The organism is Streptomyces sp. 2-1 (assembly GCF_048564895.1).
GTDB lineage: Bacteria > Actinomycetota > Actinomycetes > Streptomycetales > Streptomycetaceae > Streptomyces > Streptomyces phaeochromogenes.
The window spans coordinates 10756495-10775479 of record NZ_CP183383.1 but is presented as its reverse complement, the minus strand read 5'-3'; the positions used below and the strand labels follow the sequence as shown (position 1 = coordinate 10775479).

Genomic DNA, 18985 nt, shown 5'->3' with positions numbered 1-18985 from the left:
CCATGTGTCAGGCCAGCGCCTCGTCGATGCGCGCGGCGAAGAGGGCGGGGCCGTTGCGGGTCAGCACCGACTCGGCGTGGAACTGCAGGGAGGCGAAGCCGGGTCCGCGGAGTGCGTGCACCTCGCCGGTGCCTGCGTCCCGGCCGACCTCCACCGGGCCGACACCGGGCACGTCGAGCTTGTCGGTGTCGCTGTGCGCGGCGAACGTGTTGTAGAAGCCCACCGTCTCGTTCTCGCCGAACAGCTCGATCTCGCGTTGCGTGCCCTGGTGGGGCACGGCGCCGCGGCGCACGTCCAAGCCGAGCACCAGGCTGAGCAGTTGATGGCTCAGACACACGGCGAGGAACGGCTTCCGCCCGGCCAGCAGCGTTTCGATCGCCCCGCGGAGGTGGGAGTTCCTGGGGTCGTCGGCGTCTCGGGGGTCGCCCGGCCCGGGGCCAAGTACGACGAGGTCGTCCGCGTCCCACGAATACGACTCGTCCCAGCGCCGGACCCTCACCGCCAGGCCCAGTGAGCGGAGTTGCGCGGCGATCATCGCGGTGAACATGTCCTCGGCGTCGACCACCAGGATCCGGCGTGGGGAGGACACGGGCGTCGGCGGTACGTGTTCGGTGGCGAGCCAGAAACCGGCCAGGCCGCGTCGCCGACGCTGCAGCACGTCCCGTACGTAGGGATGCTCGCCGAGCGGGCGAAGGCGGCCGGGCACGCGCGGGGCCGCTGCCCCTGGATCGGTCGACATGACTCGGAGCAGGGTCGCCGCCTTGGCGCGGGTCTCCGCCGCCTCGGCCGCCGGATCCGAGTGCCGTACAAGTGTGGCGCCGACACCGATCCCGACCTGGCCTGCCGGGTCGACATCCGCCGTACGGATCATGATGGCCGAGTCGAGAGCATGGCGGCCTGTGGCATCGCGGCCGATCAGCGCGGCGACCCCGCCGTAGTAGCCGCGCCCGGCCGGCTCGTACCGGCTGATCACCCGGCATGCGCTGGCCAGCGGGCTGCCGGTCACCGTGGGCGCGAACATCGTCTCCGACAGGATGTCCAGCGGATGTCGGCTGGAACGGCCCGTGATGAGGTACTCGGTGTGCGCGAGCCGTGCCATCTCCTTGAGCCGCGGCCCCAGGACCTGAGCGCCGCCGCCGTCGCAGACGCGGGCCATCATCTTCAGTTCCTCGTCGAGCACCATGTGGAGCTCGTCGGACTCCTTGTGACTGTCCAGGAACGACATCAGTCCGGCGAGGGTGGGGCCGTCCTCGGGATAGCGGTACGTGCCGCTGATCGGGTTCATCACCGCGTCACCGTCGTGCAGGCTGACGTGGCGTTCCGGTGTGGCGCCGACGAAGGTTCGTGTGCCGGTGTGGATGAGGAAGGTCCAGTACGCGCCGGACTCCTGTTCGCACAGTCGGCGGAAGACGGCGCGTGCCACGTCGAGGTCGTAGTCGGCGATACGCCCGGCGAGGCGTCGGCCGAGCACGAAGTTCGAGCCGGCGCCCTGCCCGATCTCGTCCCTGACGATCCGTTCGACGGTGCGGGCATAGGTGTCGTCGTCGGTGTCGAAGTGCCCGTCGACGAGCCGGATCGGGACCTCCGGAATGCGTCGGAGCAGATCGTGCAGCGGCACCACCGCCTGCTCGGTGATCAGCATCGCGATCAGCGGCGCGCCGTCGTCGACACAGGCGAGGCCACGTTCGCGGAGCTGCCGGTAGGGGACGACCGTCAGGACCTGATGTCCCTGGCCGTCTTCGGTGCCATCTTCGGCCAGTGGGACCTCGGCGAGCTTGTCCGGCATGCACAACTCGCCTGTCATTACGTCGAGTTGGTGTCGGCCGGTCCGTTCCGGGCGGTGCAGCAGTGCGAACGGGGGCGGCTCCGCTGCCAGCACCCGGCGGAGCAGACCTGACGTACCGGTCACGGCAGGACGTCCTCCGCGGTGACCACGACAGCACACTTCCGCGCGGCGTACTCCAGGGCGAATCGATGATCCCCCGCCGAGAAGTCTGCGACCGCGTCGGCCACGACGAATGGCTGGACGTCGTTGCTGAACGCGTCGACCGCGCTGGCCAGGACGCCTATATGGGCGTACACCCCGCAGACGACGAGCTGATCGGCGCCGTGGCGGCGCAGCCATGTCAGTAACTCGGTTCGGAAGAAGGCGCTGTACCGCCACTTCGTGAACACCCCGTCCAGCGGGCCGGGCTGCAGTGGTTCGGGCACGTCACGGTCGGCCGGGGTGGCTGCCATTCCCGCACCCCAGAAGTCGGCGAGCAGACCGCGTTGCGACGGGTCCATCCCACCGGGCTGCATCGTGTACGCCACCGGCATGCCCAGGGCCCGGCACCGGTCCAGCACCGAGGCCGTGTTCCGCACGAGCCGACTGGTCATGGCTTCGGGAAAGGGGCGCAGGAAGTACCGCTGCATGTCATGGATCAACAGCGCGCCACGCCGCGGGTCGACCGTCCAGTCGGCCACGTTCTTCGGCAGCTCCGCCGATGTCGGCAACGGGTACGGCTCGATGTCCGCGATGCCAGCCATGCTGAATTCCTTTTCGGCTTACGGCGGTTCGGCCGGGGTGGCTCGTGACGTTGCACGTTTCTGTGGTGCCCCGGCGACGACTACGACGGCCTACGCAACCACCGCCTCGCGCCCCACAGCCATACGCGCAAGGCCGGGATCCATACGCGTCTGAGCCTGATGCACAGCCCTCCGGGCCAGTGAGCAGAGTTGGCCACTAACTGATCAGAAGTTGGCTGAACAGCCTGCCGGGTTCACGCGTACAGTGCGGCAGCAAGGCTGAAGATCATCTGACCGGCCCGGACGTCTGGAACCTGCCCAGTCCTGGCTTGGGACACGCATGGCATCCGCGTCCATCCCCACGAAACACGTTCAGAAATTGCTCTGGAGACACACCTGATGAAGCTAGCCAAGCGGCTTGTCCTCACCACCACGGCTCTCGCCACTGTCACCGCCGCCACGCTCGTAGGCGCGACGGTCGGCCCGGCGGCGGCTTCGCAGCCCGCCCGCACCGGCGTCGAGGTTCCCGAAGCGCTGAAGGTCCCGGACGGCAACCGGCTCACCGGCGTCTTCTCCGCCGAGGGCGTCCAGACCTACACCTGCACCGACGGCGCCTGGAAGCTGCTGGAGCCCGCCGCCACCCTGTGGGCCAAGAAGGACCACTCCCGCCGCACGGTCGCCCTCCACTCCCGCGGCCCCGTCTGGGTGTCCACGGTGGACGGCAGCGCCGTCAACGCCGCCGCCCTCGCCACCTCCCCCAAGGCCGGCACCATCCCCGAGCTCCTCCTGAAGTCCACCGCCACGCGCGGCACCGGGGTCTTCGCCGACGTCTCCTACATCCAGCGCCTCAACACCGCCGGCGGCGTCGCTCCCACCACCGCCTGCACCGGCACCGACCAGACGAGCGTCCCCTACTCCGCCACCTACACCTTCTACAAGCCCGCCAAGTGATGCGGTAGGCGGCAACGGCGGTGGCCCCTGGGCGATTTCGAGGGGCCACCGTTGTTGCTGCCCCCCCCCCAGCAGCAGAACGTACGACGTGGATCGACGCCGTACACGGGACCGGCTTCCGGCCGCTACGCTCGGCCCGGTTCGGACAGACGACGACCGGTGGGTGTCCAGACCGCCGGCAAGGAATGTGAGAGAGCGCGTGACATCCGGAGATGGCGATCACCAGGCGGGGATACGTTCGGAACACGGCTCGGGGCGGCTGATCTCCGGCCGGTATCTGCTGCACGACATCCTCGGCAGAGGGGGCATGGGGACCGTCTGGCGCGCCCATGACCAGTTGCTGGACCGCCCGGTAGCCGTCAAGGAACTGCACATCCTCACCCACGGCGACGAGGAGCACCGTATACGGGTGCGCCGTACGATCCGTGAGGCGCGCGCGGTTGCACGGGTGCCGCATCCGCATGTGGTGGGCGTCCATGACCTGGTCGAGTCCGAGGACCGGCTGTGGATCGTGATGGAACTCGTCCAGGGGCCCTCGCTGGCCCACCACCTCGCCGAGTACGGACCGCTCACCCCGCAGCACACCGCCAACCTCGGACTGCAACTGCTCGACGCGCTGGTCGCGGTGCACGCGGCCGGCACCCTGCACCGTGATGTCAAGCCGGCCAACGTCCTGCTGCGCCGCGACGGCAGCGCCGTCCTCACCGACTTCGGCATCGCGGTCCTGGACGACGGCGAGTTCCTGACGACCACCGGCGAACTGATCGGCTCACTGGAGTTCATGGCCCCGGAGCGGGTGATGGGCTCGGAGGTCGGCCCGGCCTCCGACCTCTGGTCCCTGGGTGCGACCCTGGCCACGGTGTGCGGTGGGCTGTCCCCGTTCCGCAGACCGGCACGGCCCGCGACACTGCACGCGGTGGCCTACCAGGAACCCTCCCTGAGCGAGCGGCTCGGCCCGCTGCGCCCGGTCATCGAAGCGCTCCTGCGCAAGTCCCCCGACGAACGCCCCACCGCGGCCAGTACGCGCGACGCGCTGCACCGCGTCGCGGCGGGACACACGGACGCCGGAGCGCTGTTGCCGTCACCGACCGCCCACGCGTCCTGGCCCGCGCCCCTGTTGGCCGACGCGGACACCATGACCAGCGGCCGCCAGGGCCTGGTCCCCGCCGGGCAGAACGCACCGACGGCAACGCACACCACCTCGCTCAGGCCCACGCCCCGGCCCTCCTCCCGTCACCGGGGCGCGAAGCGACTGTTGTGGGCGACGGTCGGAACCGCGGTACTGGCGGCGGGCGTTGGCGGTGGCCTGTTCCTCACCGGAGTGCTGCCGCTCAAGAAGGACCCAGTCACGACCACCACCCGCCAGGCCGTGAAGTCCACGACCGGCTGGCAGAAGGTGACCGGGGTGACCGTCCGGCGAGGAGACAAGGTCACCGTGCGCTTCGTCTCGGGCCAATGGACCGTCGATCACGTCAACGTCCCCGTGACCGGCCCCGCCGGTTACGACGCGGCCATCGACCAGTCACTGGACGGCGCGAAGGACTGCAAGATCAAGCCCGCGGCACCGTTCGGCGCCCTTCTGGCACGCCTCGCCGGCGAGAAGAACCTTCCCATACGCCCCGTCGGACGGAAGCTGACCTTCAAGGCGGTCAACAACGGCCCCTTGCAACTGGCCATCAACGACGAGGCCGACAGATGCGTCCAGGACAACAGAGGCACTGTGACCGTCCAGGTCAGCGTCACACACCAGCCTTGATGGGCGGCTACCGGGAACTGGCCGCTCACATCTCGCTCAGGGCTCGATCAGACCGACGCGGATGGCGTAGCGGGTGAGTTCCAGGCGGTCGCGCAGGCCCAGCTTCTGGAGGAGGTTGGTGCGGTGGCGTTCGACGGTCTTGGCGCTGATGACGAGGAGGAGGGCGATCTCTTTGGAGGTGTGGCCCTCGGCGACGAGTTTGAGGATTTCCTCTTCGCGTTCGGTGATGGGGCGGGCGGGCAGTTGTTCGCCGGTGCGGGCGCGGTCGAGGTAGGTACGGATGAGGGTGGTCTCGGCGCCGGGGTAGATGAAGGGTTCGTCGCGCAGGGCGGCGCGGCAGGCCTCGACGAGGTCGCGGTCGGCGACGGATTTGAGTACGTAGCCGGAGGCGCCGGACTTGAGGGCCTCGAAGAAGTACTGCTCGTTGTCGTACATCGTCAGCATCAGGGTGCGCAGGCCCGGGCGGAGGCGGGCCAGTTCGCGGGCGGCCTGCAGACCGGTCCGGCGGGGCATGGCGATGTCGAGTATCGCCAGGTCGATGTCGTTGGCGCGTGCCTGGGCGATGGCTTCGGCGCCGTCGGAAGCCTCGGCCACCACAGTCAGGTCCGGCTCGGCGTCGAGGATGAGGCGGACACCGTGGCGGACCAGGGCGTGGTCGTCGGCGAGCAGGATGCGGGCCGGTGTGGTCATCGCTCTGTCTCCTCGGTGCGGTCGGCGGCTGCGTGGCCGGTGACGTTCAGGCGTATCTCGGTGCCGCCGTGGGGGCCTTGGCCGATCTGGAACTCGGCGCCGATGAGGAGGGCGCGTTCGCGCATGCCGCTGATGCCGGCTCCTTCGGGTGCGGCCCCGATGCCCAGGCCGTTGTCACGGACCAGCAGTCCCACCCGGGCGTCGGGCAGGGCGCGCAGGTGGACCTCGACCCGGGTGGCGTGGGTGTGGCGGGCGGTGTTGGTGAGCCCTTCCTGGGCGACGCGGTAGAGGACGAGTTCGGTGGCCGGGTCGAGGCGGGGCAGCCCGGGAGTGATGTGCGCGGTCGCGCTCAGGCTTGAGGTGGTGAACTCGGCCGTCAGGGCGCGCAGTGCGCTGTACAGGCCGAGTTCCTCCAGGACTCCGGGACGCAGGCGGCGGGCGATACGGCGGATCTCGTCCAGCCCGGCGCGGGTGGTCTCCTGCGCCTGCCGCAGATCGTCGCGTACGGGCTGAGGTGCCTGGTCGGCTGTGTGTTTGAGCTGGAGCAGGACGGCGGTGAGGGTCTGTCCGACCTCGTCGTGGAGCTCCCTGGCGAGACGCTGGCGCTCGGCTTCCTGCGCGGACAGGGCCCTGCCGGAGCTGGTGGCGCGCTCGGCCTCCAGCCGGGCGAGCATGGCGTTGAAGCTTGTGGTGAGTTCGGCGATCTCGCCGGGTCCGGTGACGGTCGTGCGGCTGCCGGGCTTGAGGAGGTCGACGGTGGCCATGGCCCGGTTCAGGCGCGCCAGCGGAGCCAGTGCGATCCGCAGCAGTACGGCGTTCGCGATCACCATCACGATCAGTCCGGCGAGCAGGACCAGGGCCTCGCCGAACAGCACCGGCGTGGAAACGGTGACCGGTCCCAGGAGCAGCAGGACCGCGACGACGAGCACGGCCGCGTTGAGGACGAAGATCCGCCAGTACAGCGACATGGACCTGTGCTCCTTTCCCGGTGACCGTCGACCGTTCACCTCCACTGTCGCCTGCCGCCACCGAACGGCCCTGTCGAGGGCTCTGGCCTGCGATGGGATCCACTTCCCCCGCCCCACCCTGAACCCTGTGGGGCAGCCGTGTCCATCCGGGCTGACACCCATATCCCAGGCCGTTCGCAGGTGGCACCATGAGTCCCCGCCGCGCCGGATCACCTCGCTGAATCCGTCGTGGCCCGCACTGCTGCCGCAAGGATCGAAGAAGAAGGGGGAGGGGTTGTGCCTGCCGGGCGAATGAGCACCACACCCTTGCCGGGGATCGGTGTCCAGTACGACCTCACCACGAGGGAGCAACGCCACCTGTCGGTGATCGCGCACCGGGACGGCGCCCGCACGGTGAACGTCTACCGGACCGACGACCCCGACGCCTGCGCCCAGTCGCTCCGTCTGACGGAGCCGGAGACCGCCTCGCTGATCGACGCGCTGGCGCCCTCACACCACAGCCCGAACCTGCTCTCCACCACCGACCTCGGCCTCGTGGCTGAACGGATCGAGCTGTCGTCGGTCTCGCACTGGAACGGGCGCGTCCTCGGAGACACCCGGATGCGCACCGACACCGGAGCGTCCATCGTGGCCGTGCTGCGGCGGGCGCAGGCGATCCCCTCCCCCGCTCCGGACTTCCGCCTGGCGGGCGGTGACATCCTGATCGTGATCGGCACCCGCGAGGGCGTCGAGACGGCGGCGACGATACTCGGGCGGGAGTGACCCGGTGCATTCCTCCGCCATCTTCCTGATCGAGTTCGGTGCGATCATCCTGGGCCTGGGGCTGCTGGGCCGGTTCGCGGGACGGTTCCAGTTCTCGCCCATACCCCTCTACCTGCTGGCCGGGCTCGCGTTCGGCGAGGGCGGGCTGCTGCCCCTGGGCACCAGCGAGGAGTTCGTCGCGATCGGCGCCGAGATCGGCGTCATCCTGTTGCTGCTCATGCTCGGCCTCGAATACACCGCCACCGACCTGGTCTCCAACCTCAAAACCCAATACCCCGCAGGACTGGTCGACGCCGCCCTCAACGCCCTGCCCGGCGCCGCGATGGCCCTGCTGCTGGGCTGGGGCCCGGTCGCCGCCGTCGTCCTGGCCGGCGTCACCTGGATCTCCTCCTCCGGCGTCATCGCCAAAGTCCTGGGCGACCTCGGCCGCCTCGGCAACCGCGAAACCCCGGTCATCCTGAGCATCCTGGTCCTCGAAGACCTCTCCATGGCCGTCTACCTGCCCATCATCACCGCCCTCCTCGCCGGCGCCGGCCTCGCCGCCGGCAGCGCCACCCTCGCCATCGCACTCGGCGTCGCCGGCCTCGTCCTGATCGTCGCGGTCCGCTACGGACGCCACCTCTCCCGCTTCGTCTCCAGCGACGACCCAGAGAAGCTGTTGCTGGTGGTGCTGGGGCTGACGCTGCTGGTCGCGGGCGTGGCCCAGCAGTTGCAGGTGTCCGCGGCGGTGGGCGCGTTCCTGGTGGGGATCGCGCTGTCCGGCGAGGTCGCCGAGGGCGCCCACGGGCTGCTCTCCCCGCTGCGGGACCTGTTCGCCGCGGTGTTCTTCGTCTTCTTCGGCCTGCACACCGACCCCGCCAGCATCCCGCCCGTCCTGCTCCCCGCCCTCGCACTGGCCCTGGTCACCGCCGGCACGAAGATCGCCACCGGCTACTGGGCCGCCAAACGCGCCGGGATCTCCGCCAAGGGCCGCTGGCGGGCCGGCGGCACGCTCGTCGCCCGCGGCGAGTTCTCCATCGTCATCGCCGGACTCGCCGTCACCTCCGGCATCGAGCCGAGGCTCGGGCCGCTGGCCACGGCCTACGTCCTGATCCTGGTCATCATCGGGCCCCTCACCGCCCGCTTCACCGAACCAATAGCCACCCGCCTCGCCGGCCGCCGCCGCGAGCCCGCCGCCACGGTCGCCGAGACGCCGCAGGACCGGGACCTCGTCCCCACCCCGGACGCATCCGCCGAGAAGTAACCAGGCCTTGGTGGGTTGCGAGGTGCGGGTCGTTCGCGGCTGAGTGCGCGGTTCCTCGCGCCCCTTGAGGTGTGTTGGGGTTCGGTGGGTTGTGAAGTTCGGGTTGGTGTGTGGCTGCGTGCGCGGTTCCTCGCGCCCCTTGAGGTAAGTGGGGGTCGCGGTGGGCTACAACTGCTCAAGGCGGCAGCCGACCCGGTTCAGGTTGTTGGCGTGCGGCGTCGGTAAAGTCATCGATCATGACCGTTGCGCGTTCCGTTGCCCTGTTCGCCGTAGCCGCCCTGTTCGAGATCGGTGGGGCCTGGCTGGTCTGGCAGGGTATTCGGGAACACAAGGGCTGGGTCTGGATCGGCGCCGGGGTCATCGCCCTCGGGCTCTACGGCGTGGTGGCCACCTTTCAGTCCGATGACAACTTCGGACGCATCCTCGCGGCGTACGGCGGGATCTTCGTCGCCGGGTCGATCGCCTGGGGCATGGTCGCCGACGGCTACCGGCCCGACCGGTACGACGTCATCGGCGCGCTGGTGTGCCTCGCCGGGATGGCCGTGATCATGTACGCGCCCCGCAGCCACTGAGCGCGGACGACTGGCAGCCGCTCATGTCCGGGGCGGCCGGAGGCGGTGTCGGCGGGACGTGTCGAACAGGTTCACCGCGCACGCCGCCGCGACCAGCCCGGCCGCGAGCAGGAGCCCGTGCGGGAGAACGGCGCCGACGACCACGGCAGTGAGCGCGAGTGTCATCGCCAGCCACGCCCTGCCTCGGCGGTATTCGCGCGGGCGGCGGGGGCGTCCCTGGCCGAAGCCATGGGCGAAGCTGGGGTCGTCGAGCCGCAGCCGGGCCTCGAGGTCGGCGATCCTGTCGTCGTCGGAGTGCGTCATGTTCCGCTCCTTCCACAGCAGTTGGTGCGGGCGAGGGCGAAGTCCCGCGGCCGCACGGACCGGAACGCCGTCGCCACAATGAGCAGCGCCATCAGCCGGTACGGTCGTCCGCCGACCCGCTTCGCCACTGCCGGCCATGTCATGACAGTCACGTCAGCCCCCGGCCTCGGAGGGTCGTCGCGCCAAGCCACGCTCGCGGGCGGCGCCCCCTTCACTTCACCCTCACCCAACCCGCCACGCCCGCGCATCGGGGACGGCACCCATCCTCGTCCCCCTGCCAGCGCGGTATCCACGGGCAACGGAGGCGCCGCACCTACCATGTCGGCATGCCCCTCGAATTCTTCGCAGGCATCCCCGTCAACGACTACACGGCCGCACTGCCCTGGTACGAGCGACTCCTCGGCACCCCGCCGACGTTCTTCCCGCACGACACGGAAGCCGTATGGGAACTGGCGGAACACCGGTACGTGTACATCGTGCAGCGGCCCGGCCGGGCCGGAAACGCCGTGCACACCATCCTCGTCGACGACCTCGACACCCGGGTCGCGCAGATCTCTGACCGAGGGCTGGAGCCCACTACCCGCGAGACCTACGCGGAAGGCATGCGCAAGATCACCTACCACGACCCGGACGGCAACGAGTTCGGATTCGGCGGCGCCGCACACTGACGCCGCCATGCGATGAGCCGCTTTCTGTCAGGTGATCAGCATGCCGCCGTCGACGTTCAGATCGTGAGCGTTCATGCCTGCGTTGCGTAGGAGGAAGTCGGTGGCATCGGCGATCTCGGCCATGGTGACAAGTCGTCCGGTGGGAGTGCGGCGGAGGTGCGGGTGGTCCGTGACGTCACGCCATTTGGGACTGTCTCCGATCACGCCGGGGTGCAGGGCGTTGACCCGGTGCGGGGCGATCTCGGCGGCGAGGGTCTTGACCAGGCCGGTCAGACCGGCGTTGAACGTGGTCACCATCGTCGAACCGGGGTAGGGACGTTCCCTCGCCAGACCGCCGAAGAGGACTATTGAAGCGGCCGGGTTGAAGCGGTCACGCAGCGCGCGGACCGTCTCGGCGTACCCGACCAGTTTGATGGTCACGACGCGGACGGCATCGGTGAGGTCGAAGTCGGCCAGGGAGTTCGGTACGGGATCCATGGCCGTGACGACGAGTTGGTCGACCTCGGTGATGCTGCCGAGGGCGTGCGCGATCGTGTCGGGCTGGGACAGGTCGAGGGCCATGCCCCGGGCTCCGCCTCCTATCTCCTCCGCCGTCGCTTCGGCCCGTGCCTTGTCCCGGCTGGTGACGACGACGGAGTCACCACGGTCGGCGAATCGCTGGGCGATGACGCGGCCGAGTCCGCCGCTGCCACCGATGACGATGGACGTACTCATGTGGAAGTCTCCTTCACGTTCTGGACGGGCTTGAGAGTGAAGTGCGCCTGCTGGCGCGGCCCGACAGCACTAATGACCGTTTGGACAGTAGCGCATCGAACGGTGGCCGCGAGGCCGTTCTGTACGCGCGTACAGTAAGAGGGTGCCAACAACCTCACGCCCCGACAGGGCTCCGGCGCGGGCATCGGCCACCGGTCGTCGACGCGATCCGGAGGCGAGCCGCGCAGCCATCCTGGAGGCCGCCCGGGCGGCCTTCACGGAACGGGGCTACGCACGGGCGACGATTCGCGACATCGCCCGTCGGGCCGGTGTCACGCACGGCCTGGTCATGCTGCACTTCACCTCGAAGGAGCGCCTTTTCCTGGCGGCGGTACCCGGGACCCGCGACCTGACCGACATCGTCGCCGGCGACCGCGAAACGCTCCCCGAGCGGATCGCCGCCGGCTACGTCGAGCGCATGGAGAGCAACCCCTCGGGCGACCCGTTCGTCGCGCTCCTGCGCAGTGCCGCCACCAACGAGGCCGCCGCGGCGAATCTCTACACCGCCATGCAGGCCCACAGTGAGTCGGCCTACCGCGAGGCGCTCACCGGCGATGACATGGACGTCCGCGTCGGGATGCTCGCCGCGCAACTGATCGGCGTGACGTTCACCCGCTACATCGTCAAGGTGGGCAGGCTCGCCGAAATGTCGGCGGACGAACTGCGCGTTCATCTGAGCCGCGCCCTGCGCCAAATCCTTTTCGCCTGAGGCCAGTTGGGGGAATAGGGCCCGGCCTCGGAGCGTCGACGTGCCGCACCGCCGGAAAGCGCGATCACACCTGATTGAACACTCACCGGCATTGCCTTCGTACTGATGGCCAAGGTGCAAACCACGGGCGCAGTGAAGGATCAGCATGGCAGAAGCGCAGACCTCCACAAATGAGTTGATCGCCGGGAGGTATCGACCGCTCCAGATCGTGCACCGAGAGGAATTCCGGGTCGGCTGGCACGGCCAGGACATGGCGTCCGGCCGATTGGTGTTCCTGGCGGAAGCACGGCTGCCCGCGGTCCTCCGCGAGGAGACGTCCCGGCAGACCACGGCCCGGGTGATGCGGGAGACCGCGGACCTGGAGGCCGCCGCCCCCGGCCAGGTGGCCACCGTCCTCGACGTCACCGAGCAGGACGGACGGCTGTGGACCGTCATGGAACCGATCGAGGGCCGCTCCCTGAGCGAACTCCTGGACCGGCGTGGGCCGTTCAACCAGCCCCGGGCGGTCCGTATCGGCCTGCAGATCCTCGATGTACTCGCCGCCGCGCACCGCCTGGGCGTCACCCACGGCGACCTCGGTCCCGACCAGGTCTTCGTCAAGGCGGACGGCGGGGTCGTGGTCACGGGATTCGGACTGACCGGAGCGACCCGGTCGTTGAGGGCGACCGCACCCTCGTACGCCTCTCCGGAACAGATCCGCGGTGAGGCGATCGATCCCTCGACGGATCTGTGGGCCCTGGGAGCGCTGCTGCACACCATGGTCGAGGGTCGGCCACCCGCTTCGAACCCGGGGCAGGGCCAAGGCACTTCGACCTTCGCGCAGGTGTACACGGGAGAGGGGACCGAAGAGGGAGGGGAAAGATCCTCGGGGGACGACGTCCACACCGGCCGGCTGCGCCAGACCATTCACGGGCTGCTCCGCGAGAACCCGAACGAACGGCTCACCGAACCGGTACTGCGCCAGGCGCTGAGCCGCATGGTCAGCGAGGGCTCGGCCGAACAGTCGCACATGTTCAGGCTGCGCGGCGCGTACCGGAGCACGCCGGGGGCGGAGCGGGCCTGGCGCAGGAAGCGGCCCATCGTCCTCGCCATTGTCGGTTCCGCGCTGGCCGTCGTGGCCATCCCGGTCGTGCTCGCCGTGAACAGCAGACCGGCCTCGGACACACCCGACGCCTCCGGCCCAGTACCCACCGCATCCGGTTCCGCCGCCGCGCCGCCTCCAGCGGCTTCTGCCCCTGCCGGCCCCTCCACGGACCCGACCGGCGGCGCCTCGGCAAGCGCATCGGCCCCGGGCACGCCCGCCACCCCCTCCCCCACCGCTTCCGCCGGGAAGACGGCACCGCCCGCCACCAAGCGCTACGACGCTCCGGAAGGGTTCTCGGTCCAACTGCCCTCGGACTGGCGGCGTATCCAGGACTCCGGGCGGCCGGACAACGCCTTCAGTGTCACGTTCGGCGCCTCGGGTGACCCCCGCGCACTGCGGATCACATTCGGCCGGGTCCTCTCGTCCGACCCCGTCACCGTCTGGCGCGACGCCGAGCCCCAACTGCGGCGCCTCACCCCCGGCTTCGACCGCATCGGCGACATCCGACGCATCGACGATTCCGATGGGCCGGCAGCCGACCTGGAATGGTTCGCCGACGGCGACCCCGACCGCACCCGCACCCTCGCCCGCGCCCTCCTCGTCGACACCGACCTCGGCTACTCCATCAGGTGGACGACCCCGGCCGACGACTGGAACACCCCCGCCAACCAGCAGGCCCTCAAGACCTTTTTGACGTCCTTCCGCCCGGCGGCGCGATGAACGGACCCCATCCTGCTCGTCCGGTGGGTCAGTCGGCCCTGCTCGCCGCCGCGTCGAGGCTTGGCTCAGCGGCGTTTCCTTGAACCCGTGGGGGTCGAGATCCACGTCCGAGACCCTGACCCGAAGGCTCCATGAGCGTCTCAGCCCGTACCGACGAGGGCGCCCGCGATCCCCATGATCGTGAGGAGAGCGACTGTCAGCTGGGAGAGTGACGGCGCGAGACCGAAGGGCGGATCCGGCACGGCGGGAGCCGCAGGCGGGGAAGCAGGCCGGTCGGGCATGGTGATGGGCTGTAGCGGGATGCCTCGGTGCCAGAAGAGGCACAGCCGTTCCCAGTGGGCGCGTTCCTCCTCGCTGTCCGCAACGGGATGGCCCAAGGCTTCCAGCAAGTGCCCTCGGTACAGGTCAAAGGCCACGCGCAGGTGCTGCCCGTAGGTCATCGCTTTCAGAAGCGCGCCGCGGTAGCACAGCCATGCGACCAGTCCGCCACCCCACAAACACATCAGTAACAGGGGAGTCGGCCCATTGAAGACCCACAGGTATCCCGCGCCGCCAAGCGTGAGGACGGCGGCGAGGAGGGCAGATCCCAGGAACCCGGTCAGGTCGGTCCGAGCCGCTCCAAGAGTTTGCAAGAAGGCTTCGGGTAGCAGTGGATGGAGTCTCGGCCACACCAAGACCGTGTCAATTCCGTAGCGAAGGCGGGGGTAGAGCTCGGCGGCCTTGAGGATGTTGCCCAGCCGGGTCGGCATGAGTTCGTGCGGGCGGGAAATCGGGGGGTAGCGGTCGTGGGTGTAGGCGTCGTCGGACCGCCGTACGAGTTGCTGGTGATGACTGCGGCCGAGCCTTCCGAGTGTCCGGTTGGCGGCAGCGCCCCAGTAGCCCTCCGCCAGACGGATCAGAGCCGTCTGCGCACTGTTGAGGGCCGCGGCCACGCACAGCACCACGAGGACGAAGCCCGCCACCACGAGGACCTTGTACTCCCACGGCGCAACCTGCCAGCTCCGCAGTGACCTGTTGCCCCCGCCCGGGGCGACCACAAGGATCATGGCGGACAGGGCGCAGAATACGAAACTCGGCAGCAGCGCGCCACGGATGGACCGCCTGCCCGCCAGGGTCACCAAGTCGCCGAGCGTGGTACTGAACACGGTCATCGCTCCCGCAGAACGAGCGGATGATCGTCGCCTGCCGGGCCCGAACACGTCGGGGGGTAGTCCGGGTCGTACAGCGTGATCTGGTTCAACCGACCGCAGCGGCACAGCACCCGGGCCACGGGGACGCCGACCGTGCCGGCCAGGACGGCATCTTCGGGGTGCGGCAGGTCTGACCTGGGCCGCCCGATCGGTACATCCACGGATGCGGCGTGACGCGCGATTGTCCGGTGTTCGAGGACGCCCAGGATGCGGGACGAATCGAGCACGACCGCACCAAAGGGATTCAGTGCGAGGAGTGTCCCCGCTTCAGATGTCAGCAACTCGTGCAGGGTGAGGTGCGCAGGCAGCAGCACGGCGGACGGGAGTTCCTGGCCGGTGTTCTGCTTCTCCGCCCCGCCGCACCGGATTTCGGCCATGCCGAGGCCGGTCGGTAGTCCGCTTGTGTCGAGGGTCACGACATACCCGTCCATCGCCGCGTCGGGGCGGGTGCTGACGGGGGCGAGGGGCAGATCGTCGAGAGTCATCGCCAGTCTCCTACCAGCATGAACGGCGCCCAATAGTAGGGGTGGTCGAATGCGGGACGGTGGCCGTCCCGGCGCGAAGTCGCGTAATGGGCCTGGGTGTTCAGAGTGAGCAGTTGTTTCCGGAGAGGGGATTTTGGGGGCGCGCCGGCGAGGAGAGAGGTGATGTCCTCGCGCGCCGCGTCCACATGGCCCGCCCGCAGTTTCAGGCGGGCCATGTCGTGGCGCAGAGCGAGATCGGAGCGTGGATCGGTCGCACGTTTCCTCTCCCGCTCGCAGTGTTCCAGGGCCTGCGCGAGGCTCATCGTGCGTAGCCGGCGCCGGGCGGCGGACAGCGCCGCCGCAACTGGGGAGCCGTCCATGAGCCGTTGGTAGAAGTCGTCCATCAGCAGCGCGGTGGAGATGTCGTCCACCTGCCACTGGGTGACCAGTACGGAGCGTGCTCCAGCCTGTAGGAACTGCCGAGTCAGCCCCATGAGTTCGCTGCCCCTGCGCTGTTCCTGGACGCCCGTGTCGCAGCCGCTCAGGACGATGAGGCGGGCATCGAGACGCATCGTCCCCAGGTCCTCGGCGGTGAGTTCACCGTCGGCGAGAAGGATGCCTGACCTGGACGGCCGTTTCTCATCGAGGCGGCAGTGGCAGGCCAAGTGGACCACGTCGTACGGCGTTTGCTTGAGCCGTTCCCGTAAGGTTCCGGAACTGGCCGCGGCGCCGAGGTAGATGTCGGCCGAGGGGAGCGTCGCGCCGACGGCCCGTGCCTCGGCCGCGGCATGCGGCAGGTCGCTCCGGGAGTCGGCGAGGATGAGAGCCCTCTCGACGCCGGTCCGCGCTCCCGGTACGCGCCGGTGGTAGTGCATGAGGGACGCGCTGGGTGTACAGCTCATCGGATTGCGTTCGCCCCAGGGCGCGCCATGCACTGTGACGGCATGCAGTGGTACGTCGTGCAGCGGGCCGTCGGGCACCATCCACAGCACCTCGCCGGGCTTGGTGCGCTCGGCCAAGGCCTCTGCCAGGGGTTGAAGTTCGGCGGTCCACGAGGGTGAAGGCTCTCCGATGCGGGACCTTCCCCCAGAGAGTGCCGCAGCCTTCAACGGCAGGTCGACCACCACGGGTTCAGGGAGGTCGTGGCGTACCAGGAGGACCATGGTGCGGTCGTCGGCGCAGACGAATTCGCAGAGTACGTCGCCCGGCCCCAGCAGGGATCGCAGCTGCGCGTACTCCGCCGGGATGCCCCGCCGCGCGTTCACGTACGCGGCGCCGATCGGTCCGGTCTCCTTTATCTCCGCCCAGGTCTGCTGGAGGTTCGTGCGAGTCACCTCGCCCCAGAAGGGGTTGAGGTTGGGGAAGCCGAACGGGCCGTGCGAGTCGAACCGGTCGTCGTTGCGGACGCTTCGGAGCAACTCCCTCTCCGTTTCCTGCAGTCCGCCGAGTTCCTCCGGGAGTTTGATGTCGTACGCGCCGCCCACCGTCTCCAGCAGCAGGCGGGCCCGTCCTCGCTCCGCCATGTCCAGCGCCTTCACCAGCGGCACGTCCGGAACCCGTCGGTCGACGATCAGGGCGACGAGTTCGGCACAGGGCCCGGCGATGTCCACGTCGATGCGCACATCCGCGTCAGTGACGCGGTCGCGTGTGGCCTCGGCGCAGACGACGAGCTCCGTCAGATGGGAGTACTGCTTCGACCAGTCGCCACGGCGCCCGGCGATCTGCGCCAACAGCCGGTGTGCGGCCTGCTGCAGGACGAGGTCACCCTTCGTCCGGGCGTCGTCCAGCACGTACGTGGCACCGACGGCCGCGTTCTGGAAGTTGCCGAGGCGGTATGCCTCCTGCGAGTCGGCCAGCGCCTGGCGCATGTAGTAGCCGAGAGGCATGTTGTAACGGCGATCGGCGAAGTGCCGGTAGAGGCTGCCCAGCTCAACATCGAGCTCCAGGTCGAGCAGGTGCGCGACATGCTGAACGCGTTGCTCGACGTACTGCACGAAGGCGATCTCCCGGTGATGCATGGACAGGAAGGGGATCCATGTGGGCAGTTCCTCGAACAGGGCATCCGCGGCCCCCAGTTGTAGGGGCCGGAACCGGCGGCGCCCGTCGAGGTGTCCCCGCTTCTTGTCCGCGACTGACATCACGAGCTCCGCGAGACGCTGCACCGCCGGTGGCAGAACCGAACGGTCACCCATCGCGTGGAGCTCGGCCAGTGCCTCCTCCGTACGGTCCAGTTCGAAGACGAGGAGGTCGGCGGCGAGGCATCGGGCCGTCGCCGCGTTGATGGGCAGACCCGCCTCGGCGAACTGCTCGGCGGCGGATCTCCGGTTGCGCACCGCGTTGTCCAGCAGCCCTGCGGCGACACTCACCTCTGCCCGTGCCAGGGCGGTCATGGCAGCGACCGTCTGCCAGGTCGTGAACAGCTGCCGGCGAGCCGGCATAGGGATGTGTTCGTTCGCCACGTGGAACAGGAAGAGACCTCCCAGGGAGCTTGCGTAGGCCTCCGCTGCGGTCACCCATGGCTCCGCGTCCGTCACAGCGAAGGGGACCTGCTTCTGCCAGTCCCGCACGACACCCTTGCAGAGAGGGTGGTGAGCCAGCACCTCGTCGTGCCGGAGGAACAGTTCCCAGGGAGCCAGATCAGGCTGTTCCGGATGACGTACCACCGAGTCGTACGCCCACGTCCCGACGACGTTCGCCTGTCCGTACGGGACTTGGAAAGAGTTCGCGGACGGGAGGCGCAGTGCCCCCGCGACCCTGGAGGCCCAGTCCCCTGTCCGTGCCGCGTACCAGGACAGGGCGAGTTCCGACGCGGTGACCAGGATGGCCGCCGGCAGCAGTCCGTGGGCCCCCGGGTGGGTGGTGACCAGCAGCGGGGCGACCCAGCCGCGTCCGCTCACGTATCGCAGTGTCCAGATGACGCCGGGCAGGGGCAGGGGCCCGCCCCTCACGTCCGGCCAGGCACGCAGTTCCTGCACACAGCCGAGTGCCGTGATCAGAAGGAGGGCGAGGGTCACGATGACCGCCGGCGCGGACAGGACTGCCTGCCCCGGGCCAAAATCGCCGAGCCATGCGTCGGGCCACAGGACGAATGCGGCGCCCCAGAGCAGGAAGGCCTTGGCCCGCTGAACGCGAAGCTGTCCTTGAAGGTACCGGAGCAGGACACGGAGCCGTAAGTCGAAGTGCCAGATACGGCACCACATCAGCAGGGCAAGCAGCAGTCCCCAACCGCCGGCTGAGGAGGGGTCACGGAACCAGAGCAGGAGCGGTATCGCCCCGACGCCGACATGCAACAGCCGACGCAGGTGATCGCGCACATAGGGCGGCTGGTACTGGTGCCATCTGCTCCGCCAACTACCTCGTCCTCCAAGCTCCAAAGCACATCCCCCGTGTGGTCAAGCCCAGTTGACGAGGAGAGTAATGGATCCCGCGCGGCGCATCTGGCATGTCCACAAACCCTTGCCGATGAACAGTGGCAGGGGCAGACGGCCGCGATGTCGAAGCCGCCGGCTGTCACACCGACAGTGACCAGGCATCGGAACACACTCTGCTACCGACGGTCGGTAACCCGAGCAGCTTCCTCTTGAGGCAGTTCGTGGCACCCACCGGCCGCCTCCACGACCCACACTCTCGCGTGCCGCAAACCG

General features: G+C 69.2%; 17 protein-coding genes. 8 read left to right on the top strand and 9 right to left on the bottom strand.

Annotated elements, in window-relative coordinates; genetic code table 11:
• Positions 1-7 precede the first annotated feature (7 nt).
• Positions 8-1909, bottom strand: coding sequence for an anthranilate synthase family protein (locus ACN20J_RS47075; RefSeq protein WP_419668478.1), 1902 nt, complete (start codon positions 1907-1909; stop codon positions 8-10).
• Positions 1906-2529, bottom strand: a complete 624-nt coding sequence (locus tag ACN20J_RS47070) for an isochorismatase family protein (RefSeq protein ID WP_419668477.1) — start codon at positions 2527-2529, stop codon at positions 1906-1908. Before ACN20J_RS47070 ends, ACN20J_RS47075 begins: the two co-directional genes overlap by 4 nt.
• 378 nt (positions 2530-2907) lie before the next feature.
• Between ACN20J_RS47070 and ACN20J_RS47065 the strand changes: the two genes are divergently transcribed.
• Both ACN20J_RS47065 and ACN20J_RS47060 read left to right on the top strand, forming a co-directional pair.
• On the top strand, positions 2908-3459 hold the full coding sequence (locus tag ACN20J_RS47065; RefSeq protein ID WP_190231364.1) for a DUF3455 domain-containing protein: 552 nt from the start codon (positions 2908-2910) through the stop codon (positions 3457-3459).
• A gap of 199 nt (positions 3460-3658) precedes the next feature.
• Positions 3659-5215 carry a serine/threonine-protein kinase gene (locus ACN20J_RS47060; RefSeq protein ID WP_419668476.1) on the top strand — a complete coding sequence of 519 codons (1557 nt, stop codon included), beginning with the start codon at positions 3659-3661 and terminating at the stop codon, positions 5213-5215.
• Positions 5216-5251: 36 nt separating this feature from the next.
• On the opposite strand, the gene ACN20J_RS47055 is transcribed toward ACN20J_RS47060, so the two are convergent.
• Together ACN20J_RS47055 and ACN20J_RS47050 are read right to left on the bottom strand one after the other, a co-directional pair.
• Positions 5252-5905: a response regulator gene (locus tag ACN20J_RS47055; protein ID WP_189842562.1), complete on the bottom strand. Its 654-nt coding sequence runs from the start codon at positions 5903-5905 to the stop codon at positions 5252-5254.
• A complete protein-coding gene (locus ACN20J_RS47050) occupies positions 5902-6873 on the bottom strand; it encodes a HAMP domain-containing sensor histidine kinase (RefSeq protein ID WP_361993849.1) in 972 nt (323 codons plus the stop codon). The genes ACN20J_RS47055 and ACN20J_RS47050 overlap by 4 nt, the downstream gene beginning before the upstream one ends.
• Before the next feature lie 291 nt (positions 6874-7164).
• Between ACN20J_RS47050 and ACN20J_RS47045 the strand changes: the two genes are divergently transcribed.
• The 3 genes from ACN20J_RS47045 (at position 7165) to ACN20J_RS47035 (ending at position 9450) form a co-directional block, all read left to right on the top strand.
• Positions 7165-7635, top strand: a complete 471-nt coding sequence (locus ACN20J_RS47045) for a cation:proton antiporter regulatory subunit (protein ID WP_419668475.1) — start codon at positions 7165-7167, stop codon at positions 7633-7635.
• A gap of 4 nt (positions 7636-7639) precedes the next feature.
• Complete coding sequence (locus tag ACN20J_RS47040) at positions 7640-8878, top strand: cation:proton antiporter (RefSeq protein ID WP_419668474.1); 1239 nt, start codon at positions 7640-7642, stop codon at positions 8876-8878.
• A 236-nt stretch (positions 8879-9114) separates the two neighbouring features.
• Positions 9115-9450 carry a YnfA family protein gene (locus ACN20J_RS47035; RefSeq protein ID WP_419668473.1) on the top strand — a complete coding sequence of 112 codons (336 nt, stop codon included), beginning with the start codon at positions 9115-9117 and terminating at the stop codon, positions 9448-9450.
• A 21-nt stretch (positions 9451-9471) separates the two neighbouring features.
• On the opposite strand, the gene ACN20J_RS47030 is transcribed toward ACN20J_RS47035, so the two are convergent.
• Entirely contained in the window at positions 9472-9753 is a 282-nt protein-coding gene (locus ACN20J_RS47030) for a DUF3040 domain-containing protein (RefSeq protein ID WP_189842853.1), read from the bottom strand.
• A gap of 326 nt (positions 9754-10079) precedes the next feature.
• Here ACN20J_RS47030 and ACN20J_RS47025 point away from each other — a divergent pair, with 326 nt between their 5' ends.
• A complete protein-coding gene (locus ACN20J_RS47025; protein WP_189842854.1) occupies positions 10080-10421 on the top strand; it encodes a VOC family protein in 342 nt (113 codons plus the stop codon).
• Positions 10422-10448: 27 nt separating this feature from the next.
• Here the strand turns inward: ACN20J_RS47025 and ACN20J_RS47020 are convergent, their stop codons facing one another.
• Complete coding sequence (locus ACN20J_RS47020; RefSeq protein ID WP_419668472.1) at positions 10449-11135, bottom strand: SDR family NAD(P)-dependent oxidoreductase; 687 nt, start codon at positions 11133-11135, stop codon at positions 10449-10451.
• Positions 11136-11277: 142 nt separating this feature from the next.
• Here ACN20J_RS47020 and ACN20J_RS47015 point away from each other — a divergent pair, with 142 nt between their 5' ends.
• Together ACN20J_RS47015 and ACN20J_RS47010 are read left to right on the top strand one after the other, a co-directional pair.
• A complete protein-coding gene (locus tag ACN20J_RS47015) occupies positions 11278-11883 on the top strand; it encodes a TetR family transcriptional regulator (protein WP_419668471.1) in 606 nt (201 codons plus the stop codon).
• A 145-nt stretch (positions 11884-12028) separates the two neighbouring features.
• Entirely contained in the window at positions 12029-13687 is a 1659-nt protein-coding gene (locus ACN20J_RS47010; RefSeq protein ID WP_419668470.1) for a serine/threonine protein kinase, read from the top strand.
• A 140-nt stretch (positions 13688-13827) separates the two neighbouring features.
• Here the strand turns inward: ACN20J_RS47010 and ACN20J_RS47005 are convergent, their stop codons facing one another.
• Genes ACN20J_RS47005 through ACN20J_RS46995 form a run of 3 tightly spaced genes read right to left on the bottom strand, consistent with a single transcriptional unit; the run spans position 13828 to position 18655 of the window.
• The gene (locus ACN20J_RS47005) at positions 13828-14838 is read right to left on the bottom strand and encodes a hypothetical protein (protein WP_364189670.1); all 1011 of its coding nucleotides are present in this window, start codon (positions 14836-14838) and stop codon (positions 13828-13830) included.
• Positions 14835-15362, bottom strand: a complete 528-nt coding sequence (locus ACN20J_RS47000) for a hypothetical protein (RefSeq protein ID WP_361887157.1) — start codon at positions 15360-15362, stop codon at positions 14835-14837. Before ACN20J_RS47000 ends, ACN20J_RS47005 begins: the two co-directional genes overlap by 4 nt.
• Positions 15359-18655: a CHAT domain-containing protein gene (locus ACN20J_RS46995; protein WP_419668469.1), complete on the bottom strand. Its 3297-nt coding sequence runs from the start codon at positions 18653-18655 to the stop codon at positions 15359-15361. Before ACN20J_RS46995 ends, ACN20J_RS47000 begins: the two co-directional genes overlap by 4 nt.
• Positions 18656-18985: the final 330 nt, after the last annotated feature.

Excerpts from the sequence above, each read along its gene's own strand:
- ACN20J_RS47070 (WP_419668477.1), bottom strand. The coding sequence starts at position 2,529 with ATGGCTGGCATCGCGGACATCGAGCCGTACCCGTTGCCGACATCGGCG.
- ACN20J_RS47065 (WP_190231364.1), top strand. The coding sequence starts at position 2,908 with ATGAAGCTAGCCAAGCGGCTTGTCCTCACCACCACGGCTCTCGCCACT.
- ACN20J_RS47055 (WP_189842562.1), bottom strand. The coding sequence starts at position 5,905 with ATGACCACACCGGCCCGCATCCTGCTCGCCGACGACCACGCCCTGGTC.
- ACN20J_RS47050 (WP_361993849.1), bottom strand. The coding sequence starts at position 6,873 with ATGTCGCTGTACTGGCGGATCTTCGTCCTCAACGCGGCCGTGCTCGTC.
- ACN20J_RS47045 (WP_419668475.1), top strand. The coding sequence starts at position 7,165 with ATGAGCACCACACCCTTGCCGGGGATCGGTGTCCAGTACGACCTCACC.
- ACN20J_RS47035 (WP_419668473.1), top strand. The coding sequence starts at position 9,115 with ATGACCGTTGCGCGTTCCGTTGCCCTGTTCGCCGTAGCCGCCCTGTTC.
- ACN20J_RS47030 (WP_189842853.1), bottom strand. The coding sequence starts at position 9,753 with ATGACGCACTCCGACGACGACAGGATCGCCGACCTCGAGGCCCGGCTG.
- ACN20J_RS47025 (WP_189842854.1), top strand. The coding sequence starts at position 10,080 with ATGCCCCTCGAATTCTTCGCAGGCATCCCCGTCAACGACTACACGGCC.
- ACN20J_RS47020 (WP_419668472.1), bottom strand. The coding sequence starts at position 11,135 with ATGAGTACGTCCATCGTCATCGGTGGCAGCGGCGGACTCGGCCGCGTC.
- ACN20J_RS47010 (WP_419668470.1), top strand. The coding sequence starts at position 12,029 with ATGGCAGAAGCGCAGACCTCCACAAATGAGTTGATCGCCGGGAGGTAT.
- ACN20J_RS47005 (WP_364189670.1), bottom strand. The coding sequence starts at position 14,838 with ATGACCGTGTTCAGTACCACGCTCGGCGACTTGGTGACCCTGGCGGGC.
- ACN20J_RS47000 (WP_361887157.1), bottom strand. The coding sequence starts at position 15,362 with ATGACTCTCGACGATCTGCCCCTCGCCCCCGTCAGCACCCGCCCCGAC.